The organism is Halomonas profundus, assembly GCF_020865425.1.
Classification (GTDB): Bacteria; Pseudomonadota; Gammaproteobacteria; order Pseudomonadales; family Halomonadaceae; genus Vreelandella; species Vreelandella titanicae.
Map to the genome: position 1 here is coordinate 5,036,567 of NZ_CP086344.1, position 18,989 is coordinate 5,055,555.

Annotated in this window: 18 protein-coding genes; 2 read left to right on the forward strand and 16 right to left on the reverse strand. The window is 51.6% G+C overall.

The features are described from left to right. Nucleotides 1-9: 9 nt before the first annotated feature. From LMS44_RS22930 to mdlC, 5 genes are all read right to left on the reverse strand, one after another. A complete protein-coding gene (locus tag LMS44_RS22930) occupies nt 10-486 on the reverse strand; it encodes a tripartite tricarboxylate transporter TctB family protein (protein WP_041157330.1) in 477 nt (158 codons plus the stop codon). 73 nt (nt 487-559) lie between these two features. Continuing rightward, entirely contained in the window at nt 560-1,519 is a 960-nt protein-coding gene (locus LMS44_RS22935; protein ID WP_041157331.1) for a tripartite tricarboxylate transporter substrate binding protein, read from the reverse strand. A gap of 56 nt (nt 1,520-1,575) precedes the next feature. Beyond that, nucleotides 1,576-2,727, reverse strand: a complete 1,152-nt coding sequence (locus LMS44_RS22940; protein WP_041157332.1) for a mandelate racemase/muconate lactonizing enzyme family protein — start codon at nt 2,725-2,727, stop codon at nt 1,576-1,578. 21 nt (nt 2,728-2,748) lie between these two features. Then, on the reverse strand, nt 2,749-3,891 hold the full coding sequence (locus LMS44_RS22945; RefSeq protein ID WP_041157333.1) for an alpha-hydroxy-acid oxidizing protein: 1,143 nt from the start codon (nt 3,889-3,891) through the stop codon (nt 2,749-2,751). A gap of 2 nt (nt 3,892-3,893) precedes the next feature. After that, nucleotides 3,894-5,504, reverse strand: coding sequence for a benzoylformate decarboxylase (mdlC, locus tag LMS44_RS22950; RefSeq protein WP_041157334.1), 1,611 nt, complete (start codon nt 5,502-5,504; stop codon nt 3,894-3,896). Between the two features lie 100 nt (nt 5,505-5,604). Between mdlC and LMS44_RS22955 the strand changes: the two genes are divergently transcribed. Beyond that, nucleotides 5,605-6,504 (forward strand): LysR family transcriptional regulator, encoded by a 900-nt coding sequence (locus LMS44_RS22955; protein WP_041157335.1) that lies wholly within the window; start codon nt 5,605-5,607, stop codon nt 6,502-6,504. A 208-nt stretch (nt 6,505-6,712) separates the two neighbouring features. Here the strand turns inward: LMS44_RS22955 and LMS44_RS22960 are convergent, their stop codons facing one another. The 10 genes from LMS44_RS22960 to salA form a co-directional block, all read right to left on the reverse strand. Next, nucleotides 6,713-7,957, reverse strand: coding sequence for a benzoate/H(+) symporter BenE family transporter (locus tag LMS44_RS22960; protein WP_041157336.1), 1,245 nt, complete (start codon nt 7,955-7,957; stop codon nt 6,713-6,715). A gap of 94 nt (nt 7,958-8,051) precedes the next feature. Next, nucleotides 8,052-8,852 carry a benzoate diol dehydrogenase BenD gene (benD, locus tag LMS44_RS22965; protein WP_041157337.1) on the reverse strand — a complete coding sequence of 267 codons (801 nt, stop codon included), beginning with the start codon at nt 8,850-8,852 and terminating at the stop codon, nt 8,052-8,054. Continuing rightward, the gene (gene benC / locus LMS44_RS22970; protein ID WP_041157338.1) at nt 8,849-9,874 is read right to left on the reverse strand and encodes a benzoate 1,2-dioxygenase electron transfer component BenC; all 1,026 of its coding nucleotides are present in this window, start codon (nt 9,872-9,874) and stop codon (nt 8,849-8,851) included. The genes benD and benC overlap by 4 nt, the downstream gene beginning before the upstream one ends. Nucleotides 9,875-9,898: 24 nt before the next feature. Further along, nucleotides 9,899-10,387 carry a benzoate 1,2-dioxygenase small subunit gene (gene benB, locus LMS44_RS22975; RefSeq protein WP_041157339.1) on the reverse strand — a complete coding sequence of 163 codons (489 nt, stop codon included), beginning with the start codon at nt 10,385-10,387 and terminating at the stop codon, nt 9,899-9,901. Between the two features lie 26 nt (nt 10,388-10,413). Continuing rightward, nucleotides 10,414-11,781 (reverse strand): Rieske 2Fe-2S domain-containing protein, encoded by a 1,368-nt coding sequence (locus tag LMS44_RS22980; RefSeq protein ID WP_041157340.1) that lies wholly within the window; start codon nt 11,779-11,781, stop codon nt 10,414-10,416. A gap of 99 nt (nt 11,782-11,880) precedes the next feature. After that, nucleotides 11,881-12,855, reverse strand: coding sequence for a catechol 1,2-dioxygenase (catA, locus tag LMS44_RS22985; protein ID WP_041157341.1), 975 nt, complete (start codon nt 12,853-12,855; stop codon nt 11,881-11,883). A gap of 66 nt (nt 12,856-12,921) precedes the next feature. Next, nucleotides 12,922-13,212, reverse strand: coding sequence for a muconolactone Delta-isomerase (gene catC, locus LMS44_RS22990; RefSeq protein ID WP_041157342.1), 291 nt, complete (start codon nt 13,210-13,212; stop codon nt 12,922-12,924). Between the two features lie 58 nt (nt 13,213-13,270). Continuing rightward, nucleotides 13,271-14,389: a muconate/chloromuconate family cycloisomerase gene (locus LMS44_RS22995; protein ID WP_041157343.1), complete on the reverse strand. Its 1,119-nt coding sequence runs from the start codon at nt 14,387-14,389 to the stop codon at nt 13,271-13,273. A gap of 512 nt (nt 14,390-14,901) precedes the next feature. After that, nucleotides 14,902-16,074, reverse strand: coding sequence for an ABC transporter substrate-binding protein (locus tag LMS44_RS23000; RefSeq protein WP_498946517.1), 1,173 nt, complete (start codon nt 16,072-16,074; stop codon nt 14,902-14,904). Between the two features lie 67 nt (nt 16,075-16,141). Beyond that, nucleotides 16,142-17,455: a salicylate 1-monooxygenase gene (salA, locus tag LMS44_RS23005; RefSeq protein WP_052475471.1), complete on the reverse strand. Its 1,314-nt coding sequence runs from the start codon at nt 17,453-17,455 to the stop codon at nt 16,142-16,144. A 203-nt stretch (nt 17,456-17,658) separates the two neighbouring features. Here salA and LMS44_RS23010 point away from each other — a divergent pair, with 203 nt between their 5' ends. Further along, the gene (locus tag LMS44_RS23010) at nt 17,659-18,564 is read left to right on the forward strand and encodes a LysR family transcriptional regulator (RefSeq protein ID WP_041157345.1); all 906 of its coding nucleotides are present in this window, start codon (nt 17,659-17,661) and stop codon (nt 18,562-18,564) included. 13 nt (nt 18,565-18,577) lie between these two features. Here LMS44_RS23010 and LMS44_RS23015 read toward each other — a convergent pair whose 3' ends face one another. After that, entirely contained in the window at nt 18,578-18,985 is a 408-nt protein-coding gene (locus tag LMS44_RS23015; RefSeq protein ID WP_041157346.1) for a nuclear transport factor 2 family protein, read from the reverse strand. Nucleotides 18,986-18,989 lie beyond the last annotated feature (4 nt).

Sequence of the window (18,989 nt, forward strand, 5' to 3'; positions counted from 1 at the left end):
AAAATAATATTAAAAATTGAAGTACAAGACATCGGTTACGACGTAATCCAACATGAGTGAGAAAGCCATTAAAGCCACACACTGAATAGCAAATCTTCTCAAAACATTAGGTCTTTTAAGAAAAGACATTGCTAATAGCATGAACAGAAAAGCACTGATCCAAAATCTCACATTAAAAAAACAAACCAAGACTACAAAGGCGATAAAAATAAGCAACATGCAGAAAGATTTTAAAAAGCTCAGCTGACCTTCCTCATCATCTTTTTCAACTCTTAACAATGTATTCTTGTCAAAAAAAAGCCGGAATACTTTTAAGGCGACTAGAAAGATAGTAATGGAGGCTATACTACTTGGGAAGGCGGCGGCTCCCATAGGCTCGTACGTAGGCTCCGGAAGTCCACTTGCACTGATAAAAATCAACACACCTATCATCAACGATAGAATCAAAAAACTAATTTCATATCTGAGCCTGAATATAGTTATCATTGGGCTCTCCAGGGAGTTGTGTCATAAAGTGAAAGCAGGAGCAGACCTCCTTTCACTTTTTAATTATTACTAGTTAATTGGATAAACTACCTTTTACAGTGTCGGCTACTTCAACGAATGAAGCGTACTCCTTATCGACAAGGTCACGTAGCTCTTCTCCTCTGACGATTTTCAATACTTCACCGGATTCTGTTAGATATTTATGCACTTCTTCGCTTTTAGCTGCTGCTTCGATGGTATCCGCCAATACGTCAATATGTTCTTGTGGGGTGCCAGCAGGTGCCCAGTAACGCCGATTTAAACAAGCCGTTACGTCATAACCCTGTTCTTTTGCCGTTGGCAAGTCAGGCGCGAAGTCATAACGCTCATCCCCTAATACCGCCAGGGGCCGTATTTTTCCCGCTGCCCGCTCTAACCATAAGGGAGAAAGTAATGCCATCTGTGTAAAGCCACCTTGCAATGAGGTAAACCTCGCTGACGTTGCGCCGACTGGAACAATCGGCCACTGAACACCTGCTTCGTTCATCAGTTGCACGGAAGGAAAATGGGTGGCTCCGCCAATATCATCCGCCTGACGGAAGTCCCCAGGATTCTCGTTAATATCACTGATCATTGCATCTAGATTGGTGTAGGGAGAATCCTCTTTAACAGCAACAAACATACATGCTTCGCTGACTTGTATGATGGGTTCAAAATCTTTTGGTGTGTAATTGACACGCTCAATAGCGGACGCAGCGAACATTTCTTGGTGTATCTGCAAAATGGTGTAGCCGTCAGGGGCTGAGGCGAGCAACTGCCGCGTCCCTACAGCGCCACCCGCCCCTGGGGCATTGGCCACCACAATGGGCTCCGGGAGTAGACTGTTGTTATTAACAGACAGCTGAATGGCACGAGCCAAACCATCGGTTCCCCCCCCCGCGCCGAAAGGGACAATCAGTCTGATAGGCTGGGTTGGATAACTCTCCGTTGCGAGACCTGTAGAGGCGGTTGTCATCACCATTATTGTTAAGAGAACAGTCGTAAGAGTCTTCATAATGATTTTCCTATTGTTATTAAATATTCATTCAGCATTGAGCTAGCGCTTAGTTGTTACTTACCCATTCCTCGAGAAGTTGGCATCTTGGCAAGTTCTTTTAATGCATCTTGGTTTAATGTAAAACCTAGACCTGGATCATGGGGGGCGTGCAGGAAGCCGCTCTCCGGTTTTGGTAAACCATTGAAAATTTGCTCCAGGCATTTGACGGCGAAGATGTGGTACTCAACCATGCCACCGTTTCTTACACCTGCATGTAGATGGAGATTATGGAAGGGCCACGCACCCCCATTGTCTATGCCGATGTTAAACGCTTCTGCCATACCCGCAATTTTAGCGCACTGTGTATAGCCCCCACTAATGGCTACATTGGGCTGCAGAATATCCAGGGAGTCGTTGAGCAGCAGTTGCTTGAATTTTGATGACTGTCCTTCATTCTGACCGCCTGCTAATGGAATGCGAGTCCGAGAGCGCAACTGGTTTAGCTGCTGAGGATCATTACCTATTAAAGGCTCTTCAAAGAAAGAGATATTGTATTCTTCAACCCGTTCAGCCAGCCAAGCGGCATGGTAAGGATCAAGGTTACAGTTGGCATCAAGGAAAATTTCAGCCTCATCGCCTATTGCTTCCCTGAGGGTTTGGACTCGGCCGATATCGTTACGAACAGCTTCTAATACCGGTCTTGGCTCGTCGCGGCGTTTAAGTGCATTGTGACCCACAACCATTTTAAACTTGTTAAACCCTTCTGCCTGCCAAGTTTGTGCGACCTCCGCCAACTGATCGTTGTCAAAGAAGTCGAAACCGATGGTCGCGTAGGTGATGACTTTGTCGCGGGCGCCTCCTAATAGCTTCCAGATTGGTTGGCGTAGCGCCTGACCCTTGATATCCCATAGCGCAATGTCCACAGCTGCTATCGCGTGGCAGGCATAACCTGATTGGCCGCGTGGCGTCAGCAACCAATATAATTTATTCCAGACTCTATCTGTACAAAGGGGATCGTCACCGTTTATTGCGGGTGCAATAATATTGTTGATGGTAAACGCGATGACTTCTTCTTCCGTAATAGCCGTCATACCCACGCCAACCAGACCATCATCCGTGGTTACCTCCACCACGCAAATACCGAGTGTGGCTTTTTTAGTTTTTCCACAGGAGGAAAACTCTGCCGGTACATTAACGGCTGTTGCTTTGACATCTACAATTTTCATTAACTAAATACTCCTACTGTTTTATTGTTGAGAGGCGTGTTCAACTAAACCTTTGGTTAGCTGATTCACTGTGGAGCAACCCAGTTGCTTCATGCATCCTTCAAACTCTTCCTTGAGGATAGTCAGCGCTTTAAAAGCTCCCTCCTCGCCTGCCGTAGCGAGCCCGTAAAGAACAGCACGGCCAATTAATACTGAGGACGCCCCCAACGCTTTAGCTTTGGCAATATCTCGCCCACGGCGAATCCCTCCATCCACTAAAATACGTCCTTCTAGGGTTTGCGAGCTTATTTTTGCAAGTGCATCTACAGGGCTCATCGTTGTATCTAGCTGCCGTCCACCATGATTTGAAAGAACGACACCATCAATGCCATATTGTTGACATTTATCAACATCTTCCTGGTGCAATATGCCCTTTAAAATAATTTGGCCGGGCCATAAATCACGGAGCATCGCTAAATCATCCCAGGTAAAGCCAGCATCCATAGATCGACGAAGTAAAGCAGCCCGTGCCTCGGGAGAAAGTTCCTCATTGGCTAAGTTGCCAAGTTTAGGAGTACCATGCTTTAAGTAATCCATCGTCCAAGCTGGATGGGTGAGACCATCGAAAATCGTTTTTAGGTTGTAGCGCATGGGTAAACCAAAACCATTCTTTAAGTCCCTTTCGCGCTTACCGTTAAATACGACGTCTGTCGTAATAATTAGCTTGCTGTAATCCAAGCTTTTTGCACGTTTAACCAAACTGGTTGCTAGCGTCTTCTCGATTACATAGAGCTGGAACCAGCGCTCTCCTTCGGCTTGCGCGGCGACAGCTTCAAGCGAGTCATTTGAGGCAGTTGACAGCACAAAGGGAACACCCGCACGAGCGGCAGCACGAGCCAACGCTATATCACCGTTTGGCCAAAATAGTGAATTCAGGCCTGTAGGGGCGACTACACCTGGAAACGACGCCGGACTACCGAGAATTTCCGTTGTTGGATCAACCGCTGTAAGGTCGACTAAGCGGCGTGGCCTGAATTTCCACCGATCATAGCTGATATTATTTTCAGTTAAATCGCGCTCATCTTCTGCCCCACCCTCAAGATAATCAAAGACGATCTTAGGAAGTCGTGCCCGAGCCGCCCTGCGCATGCCTTTTATGTTATAAATTTTGTTTAAGCGCGACATCCTTACACTCTCTCAATCGTAGCTTCGATGAGTACAGGCACATTACTAACGATAGCGTTATCGAAAGCTTGGGAAAATTCTGCGCGAGTAGAAACCCTATGCGCTGCAATACCGTAACCTTCAGATAGCTGCATAAAATCAACCCCGTCTATTTCGATACCCGGTACATTTTGAATCTTGAATTGTTGGCTAAACCACTTTAAAGCACCGTAGCCGCCGTTATTAATAATGATGAAAATGACAGGAATCTGATAACGTGCCGCTGTCCATAATGACGATATGCTGTAGTGAGCAGAACCATCACCTATAAAAGCAACGACGGGGCGCGTCGGATCAGCCAGCTTTACACCTAGTGCGGCTGGCATAGCAAATCCAAGCCCGCCGGCAGCGGCGAAGTAGTAGCTACCTGGCTCCTCCATGCCTACTCTTTCCCATAACGTGGCGATCGTGGAGGTAGCTTCATTTAAATAGACTGTATTGCGCGGTGCGATTGCATCAACAATGTCGAATATAGCGCTGGACTCAAGTTGGCTGTGATCAACCTCAGCACGCTGGATAGGCTTGCGAAAATTAGGGCAATCGCCTGCACGATCCGTTATACGCTCTGTCAGACAAGTTAGAACGGCATCCACATTAGCGACCATGGCATCACCGACGGGAGCCCTAGCAGCCTCTTGGGCATCCCCAGTCACTAAGAACAATTGCGAATTTTCCGGCAAAAGGGTACCCGGATCATTCTGGTGATAACGAAAGACCGGCCCGCCAAGCACTAAAATCAGGTCATGCCCATGCAGTTTTTCTGCAAGGCTTGCCTCACCGGCAGGAAGTATACCTGCGAAGCAGTGATGATTAGTCGGGAACGGGCATCGGGGGGCCGACGGCGCTATCCAAACAGGGGCATGCAATTTATCGGCGAGTAGTGCCGCTTTGCGGTTACATCGCAACGCATCGACTTCGGGTCCCAGCACCAGCACTGGATTTGAAGCTTTTGCAAGTGCCGCTAGTAATGGCCGGAGTTCATCCAGAGAGGGCGCACCAAAATGGACAACTTTTCGCGTTGCTAAGTGTAACGCATCATGAGCAATCGGCTGATCCCAGTCATCATAGGGAATAGAAACATAGACAGGTCCCTTTGCAGGGGACATAGCTAGGTGAAGCGCACGGCTGATGGCATGGGGCACCTCTTGGGCACTAAGCGGTTCGTAACTATCCTTCACCAATGGCATTGGTAACATGACGGCACTTGAATTTTTTAGCAATGGGTCAGAATACACCATCGTCCGCGCCTGCTGACCGGCGGTCACCACTAGCGGGGCATGTGAATTCACTGAGTTGCTTAAAGCACCCATAGCATTTCCAGTACCTGCCGCGGCATGCAGGTTAACGAAACCTGGCAGCCCGGTAGCCTGAGCGTACCCTTCAGCCATACCTATTGCGACGCCTTCATGCAGACAAAGTATGTAATCAAAGTTTTCTGGAAAGTCCTTAAGAAAATTGAGCTCATTGGACCCAGGATTACCAAATATCTTGCTAACTCCATGCTCTCTAAGTATCTGATATACAGAATCTTTTACGGTTTTATATGAATTTTTTTCCACTAGATTTAATCTCATTTATTTTATTTAATTTCAACATATCACCGACTATAAATTTGAACAAATAAATACTTTTTGCTACTTTATATAGATACCATCTATATAGCAGGAAGGCATGATGAGCCCCAAAGTAGACTTAAATCTTATTAAGATTTTTTTGGCAATATATGAAACTGGAAGTGTAAGTGGAGCCGCCCAAAGGATTCATCTAACACAACCATCAGTTAGCTATTCGCTATCCCGACTTCGTTCTCTATTAAATGATCCCTTGTTTCATCGGACACGCGATGGAATGCAGCCCACCTTTTCAGCAGATAAACTTTACGAAACATTTCGCACTTCTTTAATGAATATTGAACTCGCAATTGCATCGACGAGTGAATTCAATCCATTATTGTCTCGACGAACATTTAGAATTGCGCTATCAGACTTAGGCGAAGTCTTCCTACTACCTATATTAATGAAAAAATTTCGTGCATTAGCACCTAATATTTCCATTGAAGTGGTCTCTATGGAAGTAAACCAAGTTGAGGATTGGCTATTTAAAGGTCGTATTGATGCAGCCGTTGGAAACCTAACTTTTCTTAAAGGCAAAGTGGATTATTTATCTATTTTTGAAGAATTCTACACATGTCTTGTCTGCGCACAACACCCACGGATCGGCAAGCAACTTACGCTGGATCAGTTTCTTAACGAACACCATGTAAGTGTATCACGAACAACAGGACATTCACTTGTTGAAGATATACTAAAGAAATTGGAAATTTCTCGCCATGTATCCCTTACGATTCCACACTTTTCAGTCTTACCTAGCATTATACCCGACAGTGAAGTAATTGCTTGCCTACCTAGCAGGGTCGCTGGAATGTTCGCCAAAAATGGAAACACTAAGGTTATGGAAATCCCCTTAGATCTTCCAAAGTTTGAAGTTGGCGTTTATTGGGCAAACCAACTTGAAGATACCGTAGCCCAACAATGGCTCACCCAAACTATTCATCAAGAACTTACAAATATATAATACTTTTCAATATAGAGCAAGCCAATGTAAATTAACATCAACTCTTTTAGACACACTGAATATTTTTAATTTATTGGTCAACTCTCTAGCCTTACAAACCTATTCCTTATTTTTTAGACTTATGCAATCAGTAAAAAAGACCCGCACTGAGTAGACAGATACGAGCCAAGGAGGATAACGGTTAACGTGCTATAGATAGAAAAGAGCTTCAGCCACTTTTACTGACCATCTCGCGATTAAAGATAAATTCGAAGTCCTTAGTTTCAAAGATTGCCGAGACAACAACACCCAGAACTAACGCCCAGAACGTGGCGCCAATACCGAGAATCTGAATTCCCGACGCGGCAATTAGAAAGGCAAACAGTGCACCTATTTCATGCTTTTTGCCTGAAAAGGCGATAGCCATTGAAGAGGTAATTACTCGCATGAGTGCCAGACCGGCGATAATGGCGATAAAGTAGCGCGGCGTAGCCTCCAGTAGACTGACCACATAGCCGTAGAAAGGCGCGGCGACCACAAAGATAGCTCCGGCAATCACCGCCGCTACCCAACGTTTGTCATGAGCCCCTGCTTCCGGTGAGGCGCAGACACCGGTCATGGGGGCGGCAATACAGGTACTGTGCAGATTGAAAAAAGCCGACACCATGGTGCCTAAACCGCCCACCGCAGTGATCGCATTAGCGGGCACTTCTTTGTAGCCCATTCCCTTCACTAGGCCGACGCCCGCTGGCGTTTCCATACCCACCAAAATGATCGCAAGTGGTAAACCGTAGGTTAGGAAGGCACCCAACGTGAACTCGGGAACGATGAACTCGGGAAAACGGATCGTCGCCTCGATACCAGACAGGTCAACGCCGGTTGCCATCAAGTACACAATGCCCGCCAGCATCGCCACAACCAGAGGCGGAACCTTACGTAAGAGGCGAGCAGAGAGGAAAAAAGCCAGGATCATGATAGAGGCTGGCACGATAGCGCTCTCCAACGGCTTAACCATGTTGAGGCCAAAGCTAAGTAGCATACCGCCCACCATGCCCATCACTATTGGCATCGGTATCAAACGCATAACGATACCCATCACCCCGGTCACACCAGCGACTAGCGTAATAACCCCCGCAATCAAGCTAGCGCCTAATGCAGCTTCTAAGCCGATTACAGGGATGACCGCTGCAAACATCAATGCACCGGGGATGGAGTTAGCCATTGGCAACGGCAAGCGGTAATAGGCCGGCATGAAGAGTCCAAATAGGCCGTTGATCATCAAGTAGCTGATCACCCAAATCATGATGAAGGAGGAGTCCAGGCCGGCAGAGGTGCCGGCGCTAATGTGAACGACCCCAACACTGAGCCCTAAAATTCCCGCCACTAGCCCAGTACTGGCGTTGTCGACATTGAGGTCGCGCATAAAATCGCGGGGCGCGTGCCTTAGACTGACGCCTTTCTCAATATGTTTCACGGTTTTCTCCAGGGGGTATTATTGTGCTTAGAGTTGTAACTTAATGTTTTAATTTTAATTATCAGTATTCAGCTAAAACAGGAACGACCAGCTGCTAGCCAAGGTCACCGCCTGCCACAGGCAGAACACTACCGGTGATATAACTCGCCTCATCGGAGGCAAGGAATAGAATAGGCGCGACCATTTCATCCAGGGTGCCATAGCGGCTCATTAAACAGCTCTGCTTGGTCTGATCGATATGCGCCTGAAACCACGCCTTCTCCGTCTCGTTACTGGGCGTTGGCGTTCCACGCGAAATTCGCCGCGGCGGCGCTTCGGTCCCCCCTGGCGCCGTGGCGACGACACGGATACCGTGCTCTGCATACTCAAACGCCAGCGACGCAGTCATCGCATTGATACCGCCCTTTGCTGCCGAGTACGGGATACGGTGAATACCCCGCGTTGCCGCTGAAGAGACATTGACGATGACACCGCTGCCCTGCTCAACCATTGTTGGCAGCGCCGCACGACAGCACCAAAGTGTAGGCATTAAAGAACGGTTGATCTCAGCGGCGATTTGCGCCTCGCTAAACTCGGTAAAAGGCTTGAAGTTAATCGCCCCGCCAACGTTATTAACCAGAATATCGATACGACCAAAGTGAGAGAGCGTCGCCTGCATGACTTGCTCGGCGCCTTCCCATTTTTCTAGGTCGGCTTGTACCGCAATCACTTCGCAGCCCTGCTTGCTTAGCCCAGCAACGATCTCGTGGATATCATCAGCGCGATCTACCAAAACCAAGCGCGCACCTTCAACGGCGGCGCGCTCAGCAACCCGCTGCCCAATTCCTTGAGCAGCACCCGTGACCACCATTACTCGATCTTGAAAACGTGGGCCGTCAAAACGTTGATAGCTCATGCACTCTCTCCCACTTGATTAGGTGTGAACTTCTCATAGTGGAAGCTCTGGGGCTCGATTCCTTCAGCGTCGAAGTACTTCAGCACAGCATCTACCATCGGGGGTGGGCCACATAGGTAAACGTCCACATCGCCGTCATGCATTACCACGGCGTCCATGTGGTGCGTCACGTAACCTTTACGCGAATGCTCGCTAGCCTCGTCGACCACCACGGTGGCGTAGGTGAAGCTAGGAATTTTTTCTACGAAGGCATCTAACGCATCCGTTTTGACTAGGTGGTCATCTTTATTGACGCCGTAAATCATATGAATCGGTGCATCACAGCCCTTTTCGACCAGTTGCGCTAACATTGAGAGGAACGGAGCCAGACCCGTGCCGCCAGCAAGCATAAGCACCGGGCGCTTCACTTCTCGCAGGTAGAAGCTGCCCAGCGGGCCGGTCAGCGTAAGCTTTTCGCCCACCGCCGCGCGCTCGGTTAAATAGCCGCTCATTACCCCATTGGGGATGTTGCGAATTAAGAAGGTGGCGCGCTTATCCCCCGGCAAGGAGCTGAAAGAGTAGGAGCGGTGCACCTCAGTACCGGGCACATCAATATGAATGTACTGCCCCGGCAAAAAGGCGAGGCCCTCGGCATCATCCAAATCAACGACTAGCTCAATACTATCTTCGGAAAGTTGCTCAACTGCTGCTACCGTGCTCTCAACCTTGCCCACCTGTGTTTTACACAGCGTGGATGCCACTGGCACTTGAATAACGCAATCCGAAGAAGGCACCATCTGGCACGTGAGTACCTGGCCTTCAGCTGCTTCCTCATCGGAAAGCGCATCCTCCAAGTACTCATCACCCATGTCGAACTCACCCTGTTCGCAGTGTCCTTTGCAGGTACCACACACGCCATCAGAGCAGTCCATAGGCAGGTTAACTTTTTGCCGGTAAGCGGCGTCGAGAACGGTTTCTCCCTCTTTACAGCCAATGAACCGGGTCACGCCGTCCTCAAAGTTGAGGGCAATGGTATAACTCATGGTTAACTCTCCTCTCTCCTCAGGTCACACGTGATACACGTCGATGACCTGATGGATATAGTCGTTATTCAACTGCACGACTTTTCTTGTGATCAGCGGGCTCTCCCCCGACACATCCAGGGTGTAGAAGCACGTGCCAAAGAAGCTGTCGGTCTTCTTGTAGCGGTGGTTGAGCGTATGCCAGTTGAACCGCAGGGTTACCGTGTCGCCCTCTTGCGACAGGATCTCCAGGTTGTTCACCTGGTGGGTGGTGCGCGGTTCCGGCGTGCTCGCCCCGCTGCGCTCGGTCTTGATCCGGTAAACGCGATCCTCTAACCCTTCACGGTTGGGGTAGTAGATCAGCGAGATTTCGCTGTGCGGATCACGGGTCAACTGGTCGTCGTCGTCCCAGGCGGGCATCCAGAACTCGGCATCTTTACGGTACAGCGTGAGCCACTCGTCCCACTCCCGGTCGTCCAGCAGCCGCGCTTCGCGGTACAGGAAGGCTTGGATATCGTGATAGCTAATGCTCATGGCACTTATCTCCTCTCTTCTGTCGCTTAGGCGGACGCGGTGGCGATAAACTGGCTGCGCTCTTTGTCGATGGCGCGCAGCATTTCGTCGACCCAGTGCTTGTGGTGCAGCACGTAGAGCCCTTCGTCTTCCGGGGAGGCGCCACTGAGCAGGGGCTTCATGTCGATCGCTTGAGCCGTTTCATCGGCGCCTTCCACCCACTGTTTGGCCCCGCGGGAGAGGTCGTTCCATTCGGCCAGGGCGCCGTTGTAGCCCTCTTGGCAGGCGCGGAACTCTTCGAGGTCGTCGGGGGTGCCCATGCCGGAGACGTTGAAGAAGTCTTCGTATTGACGGATGCGCACACGCCGATCCTCGGCGGCTTCACCTTTGGGGGCGAAGCAGTAGATGGTGACTTCGGTTTTGTCCACGGCGATCGGTCGAATCACGCGGATTTGCGTGGAGAACTGATCCATCAGGTAGACGTTGGGGTAGAGGCAGAGGTTGCGCGTTTGGTTGACGATGGAGTCGGCACGGGCCTCGCCTAACTGCTCCTGGATCCACTCTTTGTGCTGATAGACCGGGCGCACTTCCGGGTTGAGCAGTCGGGTCCACAGCATCATGTGGCCGTTTTCATAGGAGTAGAAGCCGCCTTTGCTTTTCGACCAACCGTCGGCGTCCACCGCTTTGGTGCCACCGGTGTCGTAATTGCGGCGTTCCATGGTGGAGGCGTAGTTCCAGTGCACGGAGCTGACGTGGTAGCCGTCGGCGCCGTTTTCGGCCTGTAGCTTCCAGTTACCGGTGTAGGTGTAGGACGAGGTACCGCGCAGGATTTCCAGGCCTTCGGGGGCTTGGTCGACGATGTTGTCGATGACCTTGGTGGTTTCGCCCAGGTGTTGTTCGAGCGGTTGTACGTCGTCGCTCAAGCTGCCGAACAGGAAGCCTTTGTAGTTTTCAAAGCGCGGTAGACGCTTGAGATTGTGGGAGCCATCCTGTTTGAACTGGTCAGGGTAGGCGCCGTTCTTCTCGTTTTTGGCTTTGAGCAGTTGACCGTCGTTTTTGAACGTCCAGCCGTGGAACGGGCAGGTGAAGGTGCCTTTGTTGCCGCGCTTGCGGCGGCACAGCGTGGCGCCGCGGTGGGCGCAGGCGTTAATCAGGCCATGCAGCTCGCCTTGCTTATCGCGGGTGATAATCACCGGCTGGCGTCCCATGGTGACGGTCATGTAGTCACCTGGTTCAGCGACCTGGCTCTCGTGGGCCAGGAACAGCCAGTTGCCTTCGAAGATGTGCTTGAGCTCAAGTTCAAAGAAGGCGGGGTCGGTGAACATGCTGCGGTGGCAGCGGAAGATGCCATTGTCGGGGTCGTCTTGGACGGCGCCGCGCACGCGGGCTTCGAGCTGATCAAGCTGGGTGGTCATGATCTCTCTCCTCAATACTTAGGCATAACCTGGGGTAGTAGGCGCTGACGCGCCAGACGGTGGTCGACAGGCAATCGTCAGCGCGAGGTCATGGGGCTTTTAAACCTTGGCGGTACCGGCAAGCTGGCTGGCCAGGTCCTGTTCGTTCTCTTTGGCCCGCGGGCGGGCGTGACGCACCTGTAGTTCGGGCGCCTCGACGGGGGCCAGCGCCACATCGAACACGACGTGGGAGAACGGGCCCTCCAGGTCACGCTTGGCGATCTCGGCCGGGTCTTCGATCCGCTCGGCGGGGACGACCAGCTCTTCGCGGGTGGCAAAGGCAAAGTCATCAAAGGTGTAGGGGTCGCCCGCCAGGTTGATCTGGGTGGTCAGGTGCTGATGGCCGGGAGCGGAGACGAAGTAGTGAATATGCGCCGGGCGTTCGCCGTGACGGCCCAGTGACTTGAGCACCACATCGGTGGGGGCGCCTTCGGGTACGCCGTAGCCGGAGGGAATAATGCTGCGCGCGGTGTAGCGGCCGTCGCTGTCTGCGTAGATCGTGCGGCGCATGTTGTACTCGTCCTGGGAGGGATCAAAGAACGAGTAGCCGCCCTTGGAGTTGCAGTGCCAGATTTCAACTTTGGCGCCAGGGATCGGGGTACCGTCGACATCGCGCACCTGACCGGTCAGCCACATCACCTCGGCATCGGGGTCACTGCCGTCGTCCATGCGGGCGAAGCCTTCCGCTTCCGGGGCACCGGCCACGTAGAGCGGGCCTTCAATGGTACGCGGGGTGCCGCCGGTGCGCTTGGCTTCGGCATCGATGGCGTCCTGGCGCATATCGAGGAAGTGGTCAAAGCCGAGACCGGGCGAGAGCAACCCGAACTGGGTCTGGCTACCCAGGGCATTAAGCAGGTTAACGCCCGCCCAATACTCTTCCTCGGTGACATCGAAATCATCGATCAGCTTGAACAGGTCGCCCACCAGGCGATGAACGATCTGCTTGGCGCGGTCATTGCCGCCTGACTGATCAAAGCCGGCCACGGTTTTGACAAAGTCTTGGACTTCGGGAGTATCGAATATCTTTACGGTCATGGTGAAACCCTCTGTTTGTTATAGGGTGTTGTTTTAGTAATATAATCTGGCGTGATACGTAGATAATTAGCTGTCGTCGTCGCGCACCGAAGAGGGGTGACGACACAGCGGTTTGACGCTGATCTCCATATAGGGGAATAGCGGCAGGTTACTGACGACTTCCTGCAGCTCAGCGTTGTCTTCCACATCAAAAATACTGACATTCGAGTAGCTGCCCGCTACCCGCCACAAGTGACGCCATTTACCCTGACGCTGCAGGTCTTGGGAATACGCTTTTTCAGTCGCCTTAATCTTCGCCGCTTGCTCGGCTGGCATATCGGTCGGCAACTTAACGGTCATCTCTACTTGAAACAGCATACGTCTCTCCTATTGGATCGCGGGCGAACGCAAACGATGGCTCTATTTACCGTGGCGTTTATTTACGCGAGTAGTGATTCAATTTATCTTCATCTAAGGTGACCCCCAGTCCCACCCCTTGAGGTACTTCCACCCCAAACTCGGTGTAGTTGAGGGGTTCAGCGACGATGTCGTCTTTCAGCAGCAGCGGGCCGAACATTTCCGTGCCCCAGGCCATCTCGGGCAGCGTCGCCCAGGTGTGTAAAGAGGCAGCGGTGCCAATGGTGCCCTCTAGCAGTGTGCCGCCATAGAGGCCAACTCCGGCCGCTTGCGCCACATGAGCCAGTTCCAGCACGCCGTGAATACCGCCGGATTTGGCAATCTTCAGCGCAAAGGCACCACTGAAGCCACCGCACACGAGATCAAGCCCGTCGCGGGCATCCTGCACGGCCTCGTCAGCCAGCATTGGCACATTGAAGCGGTTAGCCAAACGAACTAGACCGGCGTGTTCACGGGCAGCAATGGGCTGCTCGATTAACTCAATACCGGCATCCTGCAGCGCCTGAATACCCCGCACCGCAGTCGACTCATCCCAGGCCTGATTAACATCAACGCGCACACTGGCACGGTCACCCAGCGCCTCTTTAATCGCCGCCACATGACGCACGTCCTGATCAAGCGGATTAGCGCCAATTTTAAGTTTGAAGTCGCAATGGCGACGCTGCTCTAAACGCAGCAGCGCCTCATCGATATCTTTGGCGGTATCGCCGCTGGCCAACGTCCAAAGCACGGGTAAGTGCTGTTGATGAGCGCCACCAAGAAGGTCAGCGATACTCAAGCCCAAACGCTTGCCCTGGGCGTCTAATAACGCGGTTTCTAGCGCTGACTTGGCGATCATATTGCCGCGGGCGTGTCGATTGAGCCGGGCGCGCAGCTGATGGGCATTATGAGAGGGCTGACCAATCAGTAACGGTGCTAGGTAGGTATCAATATTGCGCTTAATGCTCTCCGGGCTTTCCGGGCCATAAGCGAGGCCACCAATCGTGGTGCCTTCGCCGAGCCCTTCGATACCATCAGAGTGGCGCATGCGTACAATGACCATGGTTTGGCAGGCCATGGTGGTCATGGAAAGTTTGTGAGGACGAATGGTCGGTAAATCGACCAGTAGTGTCTCAATATGTTGAATGACGGTTGACATGCAGGCTCCAGCGTCTGGCAATCGTTGACTTGATGTCAGTTTGATTGCGCGAGGAAGAGGGAACCAATATTGTTTAGGTGCTTAGCCATACCGAGGAGGTATCAACACAGGGAGATGACTGCTTGTTTTTTAGCGGGTAACTACCTTGATTTAACCACCTCGCCCTCTGTTCAGCTTCTCCAGCTCTACTCACATTCTGTAATTTTCTATATTAATCAATAGATTGTTAAATACGGTGGCGTTTTAACGGCGGTTTACCCATAAATGAGCGGTGTAATGATAGGTAAGGCATAGCAACACGGTGAGTACATAATATCTGCGACTAACTATTAAGGTGGCGGCATACTTGCCCCCACGCCACAGCCAGCTGGGTGACTATCTCTTTTACGACAAAAGAATAAAACACATCATTGAGGCATGAGGCGTAAAGGAAAGGAAAGGCAGCACGACGCTAGTCACACGATTTAGTCATACTGCCAACAATAAGAGGCGCTAATTCTCTTAAAACTCACTTACATCTGGCAATCAGCATCTGGTGACTCGAGTAGCTCATGCGCTACCGATAATACCTGGTGCCGACCATCGCGGATCTCACGCAGGTAGATATTTTGTATCGGGTGGTGGGACTTGGAGAAGCTCAATGGCCCACGTGGGCTCTGCAGCTCAACGGCAGCGAGTGCGTCAATGAGTGCATCGCGGTCAGTGGTAGCACCTTCTACTGCATCAAGCGCTTGTATGAGCATGGCACCCGTGTCATACCCATGCACGGCATAGGCATCAGGCATCTCGCCGTAAGCCTCTTGATAAGCAGCTACGAAGCTCTGATTGTCTTCACTCTCCAGCGTTTCCGCGTAGTGTAGCGTCGTCAACACTCCCTCGCCCGCGCCCCCCAATGCTGCCAAATTACCTTCGGTCATAAAGCCAGAGCCCAACAGGGGAATATTATCCTTAAGTCCGGCTGCAGAGTAGTCACGCACAAAGCTGACACCCCCTCCACCCGCGAAGAACGTATAAACCGCGTCGGGGTTGAGGCTGGCAATTTGCGTCAAATAACTTTGAAACTCAGTGCTGGGAAAAGGAACCAGAATTTGCTCAACAATCTCACCACCGGCTTCAGTAAATGCTTCCTCAAAAGCAGCAATATCCTCTTTACCACCGGCATAATCCCAGGTAATCGTTACCATCTCACGGTGACCGCGATCATAGGCTACTTTCCCCATGGGATAACTGTCCTGCCACATGTTATGCGAAGTACGAAAGACATTGGGCATGCAAAGTTCGTTCGCTGCCGCCCCCAAACCAGCATTGGGAATAATGGTAATAGCGCCGGTTTGCTTGGCAACGCGAAGCATCCCCATAGCCACACCTGAGTGGACAGGGCCAATAACAAAGTCGACCTCGTCACTGTTAACTAATCGGCTCATATTCTGGGGGGCCTTGGAGGGATTGGCCTCGGAGTCAAGCTGGACATACTCGACTTCACGCCCTCCAAGCTGTCCACTATTCTGCTCAATAGCGAGTTTCAAACCATTGGTAATAGCCTCGCCCAGTGCCGTGTAGGTACCCGTATAGGGCAACATTAACCCCAGCTTTACAGGCTCGCCATCTTCAGCCATCGCAAGTTGCCCTGCCAGCAAAAAGCCTGCTCCAAGTAACGACGTCAGTGTTGTATTATTTGTTTTCATCGTTGCACTCTTTGTTGTAGTTCGTCTTTATAAAAGAAGTTATTGCTTTAAATGGGTAGCTTTTGGCTTACCCCCAGTTCTCGCTTGCTTCAAACTTCAAGCTATTTTTAGCGGCAATCACATCATCGTGCGGGTCATGATTCCAGAGCCACTCGAAGCGACTTTCAAGATTGTTAATTAGCTCGGCTTCATCGTCGCCGATGCCCTCTCCTGCATATTCGTAGACATCGCCCGCCTCATGGGAGGTACGCTGCACTTTGCAGGTACGGCTATGGCGTACTTGTTCAAAGGCAGACAACACAGTACTCACGTTGTTGCTACGGCAACTGGCATCCGCCAGCAGAGTCGCCAGCACATAGGCGTCCTCCAGCGCCTGACCGGCCCCCGCCCCCTGGTGAGGCACTAATGCATGGGCGGCGTCGCCAACGATCAGTACGCGGTCGCGTTGGTAGCGGGCAAGCTCAGGTAACTCATGCAGCGCCCAGCGCGTTGGCTCAGGAATGCATTCAAGAATGGCTTGGCAAGCCGGACTCCAACCTTCAAATACTTCTAGCATTTCCTCCTGGCTGACGGCTTGAACCCACTCTTCGCCTTCGGGCAGTTTAGGGTTCGGTATCGAACGATCCGTAATGAAGGCCACGACGTTAACGAGTTGGGACTGCTTAACCGGGAAGGTCAGAATATGGCGATCTTTGCCAAGATACATCTGAGGCACCAATGCCAAGCGCCTCTCGCTGCCTTTAGCCTTTAGAGCAGCCTCTAGATCCCTGGTGGGAATCATGCCGCGATAAGCGTAAGTGCCACTCCAGAACGGAGTAATTTCGCCGTACTGCTCCGGGGGTAGCACATGGGGGCGCACCGCCGACTTAATGCCGTCAAAGCCGATGATCACATCACCAGTAAAGTGAGTGCCATCATCGAAGCTGGCGGTGGCGCTGTCGGCGTCTTGCTTAACGTCTATACAGAGTTTGCCGAAGTGGGCGATACCCTCAGGCAGATTGGCAACAATCGCATCAAGAAAATCGGCACGATGCACCGAGGATTGGCCAACGCCAGGGGCTAAACTGGCGGTTAAGTAACCATCATCACTACCACGCCGCCATTCAAACCAAACATCCTCAAAGGGCGCTGGTGAGGAGTCGGCAATACGCTGATACGCGTCTTCCAACCCCAATAGCTGAATGGCTTTTACCGCATTGGGGCCAAAGGAGACACCCGCACCAATCTCTGAGAACTGAGGAGCCGCTTCGAAAAGCTGAACATCAAGCTGACTATCACGGGACAACGCGACGGCGAAGGCCACCCCTCCGATGCCACCACCTACGACGCCAATCGAAAGACGTTTTGGCTGTATATTTGCTACTGTGCTGTTAGCTACCATGATTTAACTCTGCTCAGGGGCTTATTCGTTATGTGTTGAGCGTTATGCTCTCCCCTAACGCTATTCGGAAGCGCCAACTGCCACCACACAGCTTCCTTCATTCAGACTATAAACGGCGCTAATAACAATATGAATCAACCAGTTAAAAACCTCTCTGACGGCTGCATTCGACTATTGTGGAATACGTTGCGAGGCGCAAGGTGATGGAGAAACTTGCCAACATTGACCTGAATCTGCTGGTTGTTTTTGACTTGTTGTACCAAGAACAAAATACACAACGGGTGGCGCTGCGCTTGGGTATCACCCAACCGGCGGTGAGCCATGCACTGAAGCGTTTACGCCACTTGCTGGAGGACGAACTTTTCGAGCGCACGTCGCAAGGTCTGCAACCTACGCCCCGTGCCAGTCGACTGCACCCCGGCATTGCGGATGCGTTGGCACGAATGAACGACACGCTGAACCTATGCGACGATTTCAACCCCGCTAAGAGTGAGCGCACTTTCCATATCAACATGACCGATATCGGTGAAATAGTTTTTCTCCCACGCCTGCTGCAACATCTTTCACGCCATGCGCCGGGGGTTTCACTCAACACCGTGCGCAGCCACCATAATGACCTGAAAAACGAGATGGAGGAGGGAGAGATAGATTTGGCAGTTGGCCTGATCCCACAATTAGGGGCAGGCTTCTACCAGCAGCGACTGTTTGTACAACGCTACGTTTGCTTAATGCGCGAGCATCACCCGCTCGCTGCAGAGGAGTTTAGCCTTGAGGCGTTTCGCACAGCGCATCACGCTGTGGTGGTTGCCCGGGGAACCGGGCATGGCATTATCGAAGAGCAGCTTGCGCACGCTGGGGTTGTGCGCCCAGTTCGGTTAACACTGCCGCATTTCGCAGCTGTTCCCTATATCGTCAGCAGCAGCGATCTAGTGGTGACGGTCACCGATAAATTAGCCGAGGCAACGCGAACACGTTTCGGGTTAGTCATTCGCGAGCATCCCCTAACGTTCCCAGAAATCCCGATTAATCTTTTCTGGCACCGTCGCTTTCATCAAGACCCAGGCAACCGCTGGCTGCGTGGGCTGATGTTTTCTCTGTTCTCTGAATAGGTGTCATTAACGCCTAGGAGCTCGGCTTCGCCCACGCGGCGCGGGTGCTATGGGCTGCCGTTTTATTGGTAATTTTCCAGATGCCGTCGACCTTTACCAAGGCAATCACATCGACCCAGGAATCCGCTAGGTTGTCGCTATTATCAAATCCTAGCAATACGCTGGCGACTTCTCCCGCCTGGGTAACGGCAATAAAGCGGCTCTTTACTTTACGGTGGCTAGCCGCCCAGCGCTCGAAACGGTCGCTGATCAGATCAGTCGCCAGCTTACCATCAGCGTCCACAGCAAAAATCCACGCATCCTTATGAAACGCTTCCTCCAGCTTTTCACTACCGCCTTGAAAGCCATCGACATATAGCTGCACAACGCGTTTGATCTCCTCGATCTCAGGTGCCTCACCTACGACAGTAACATTGGTCATCTCT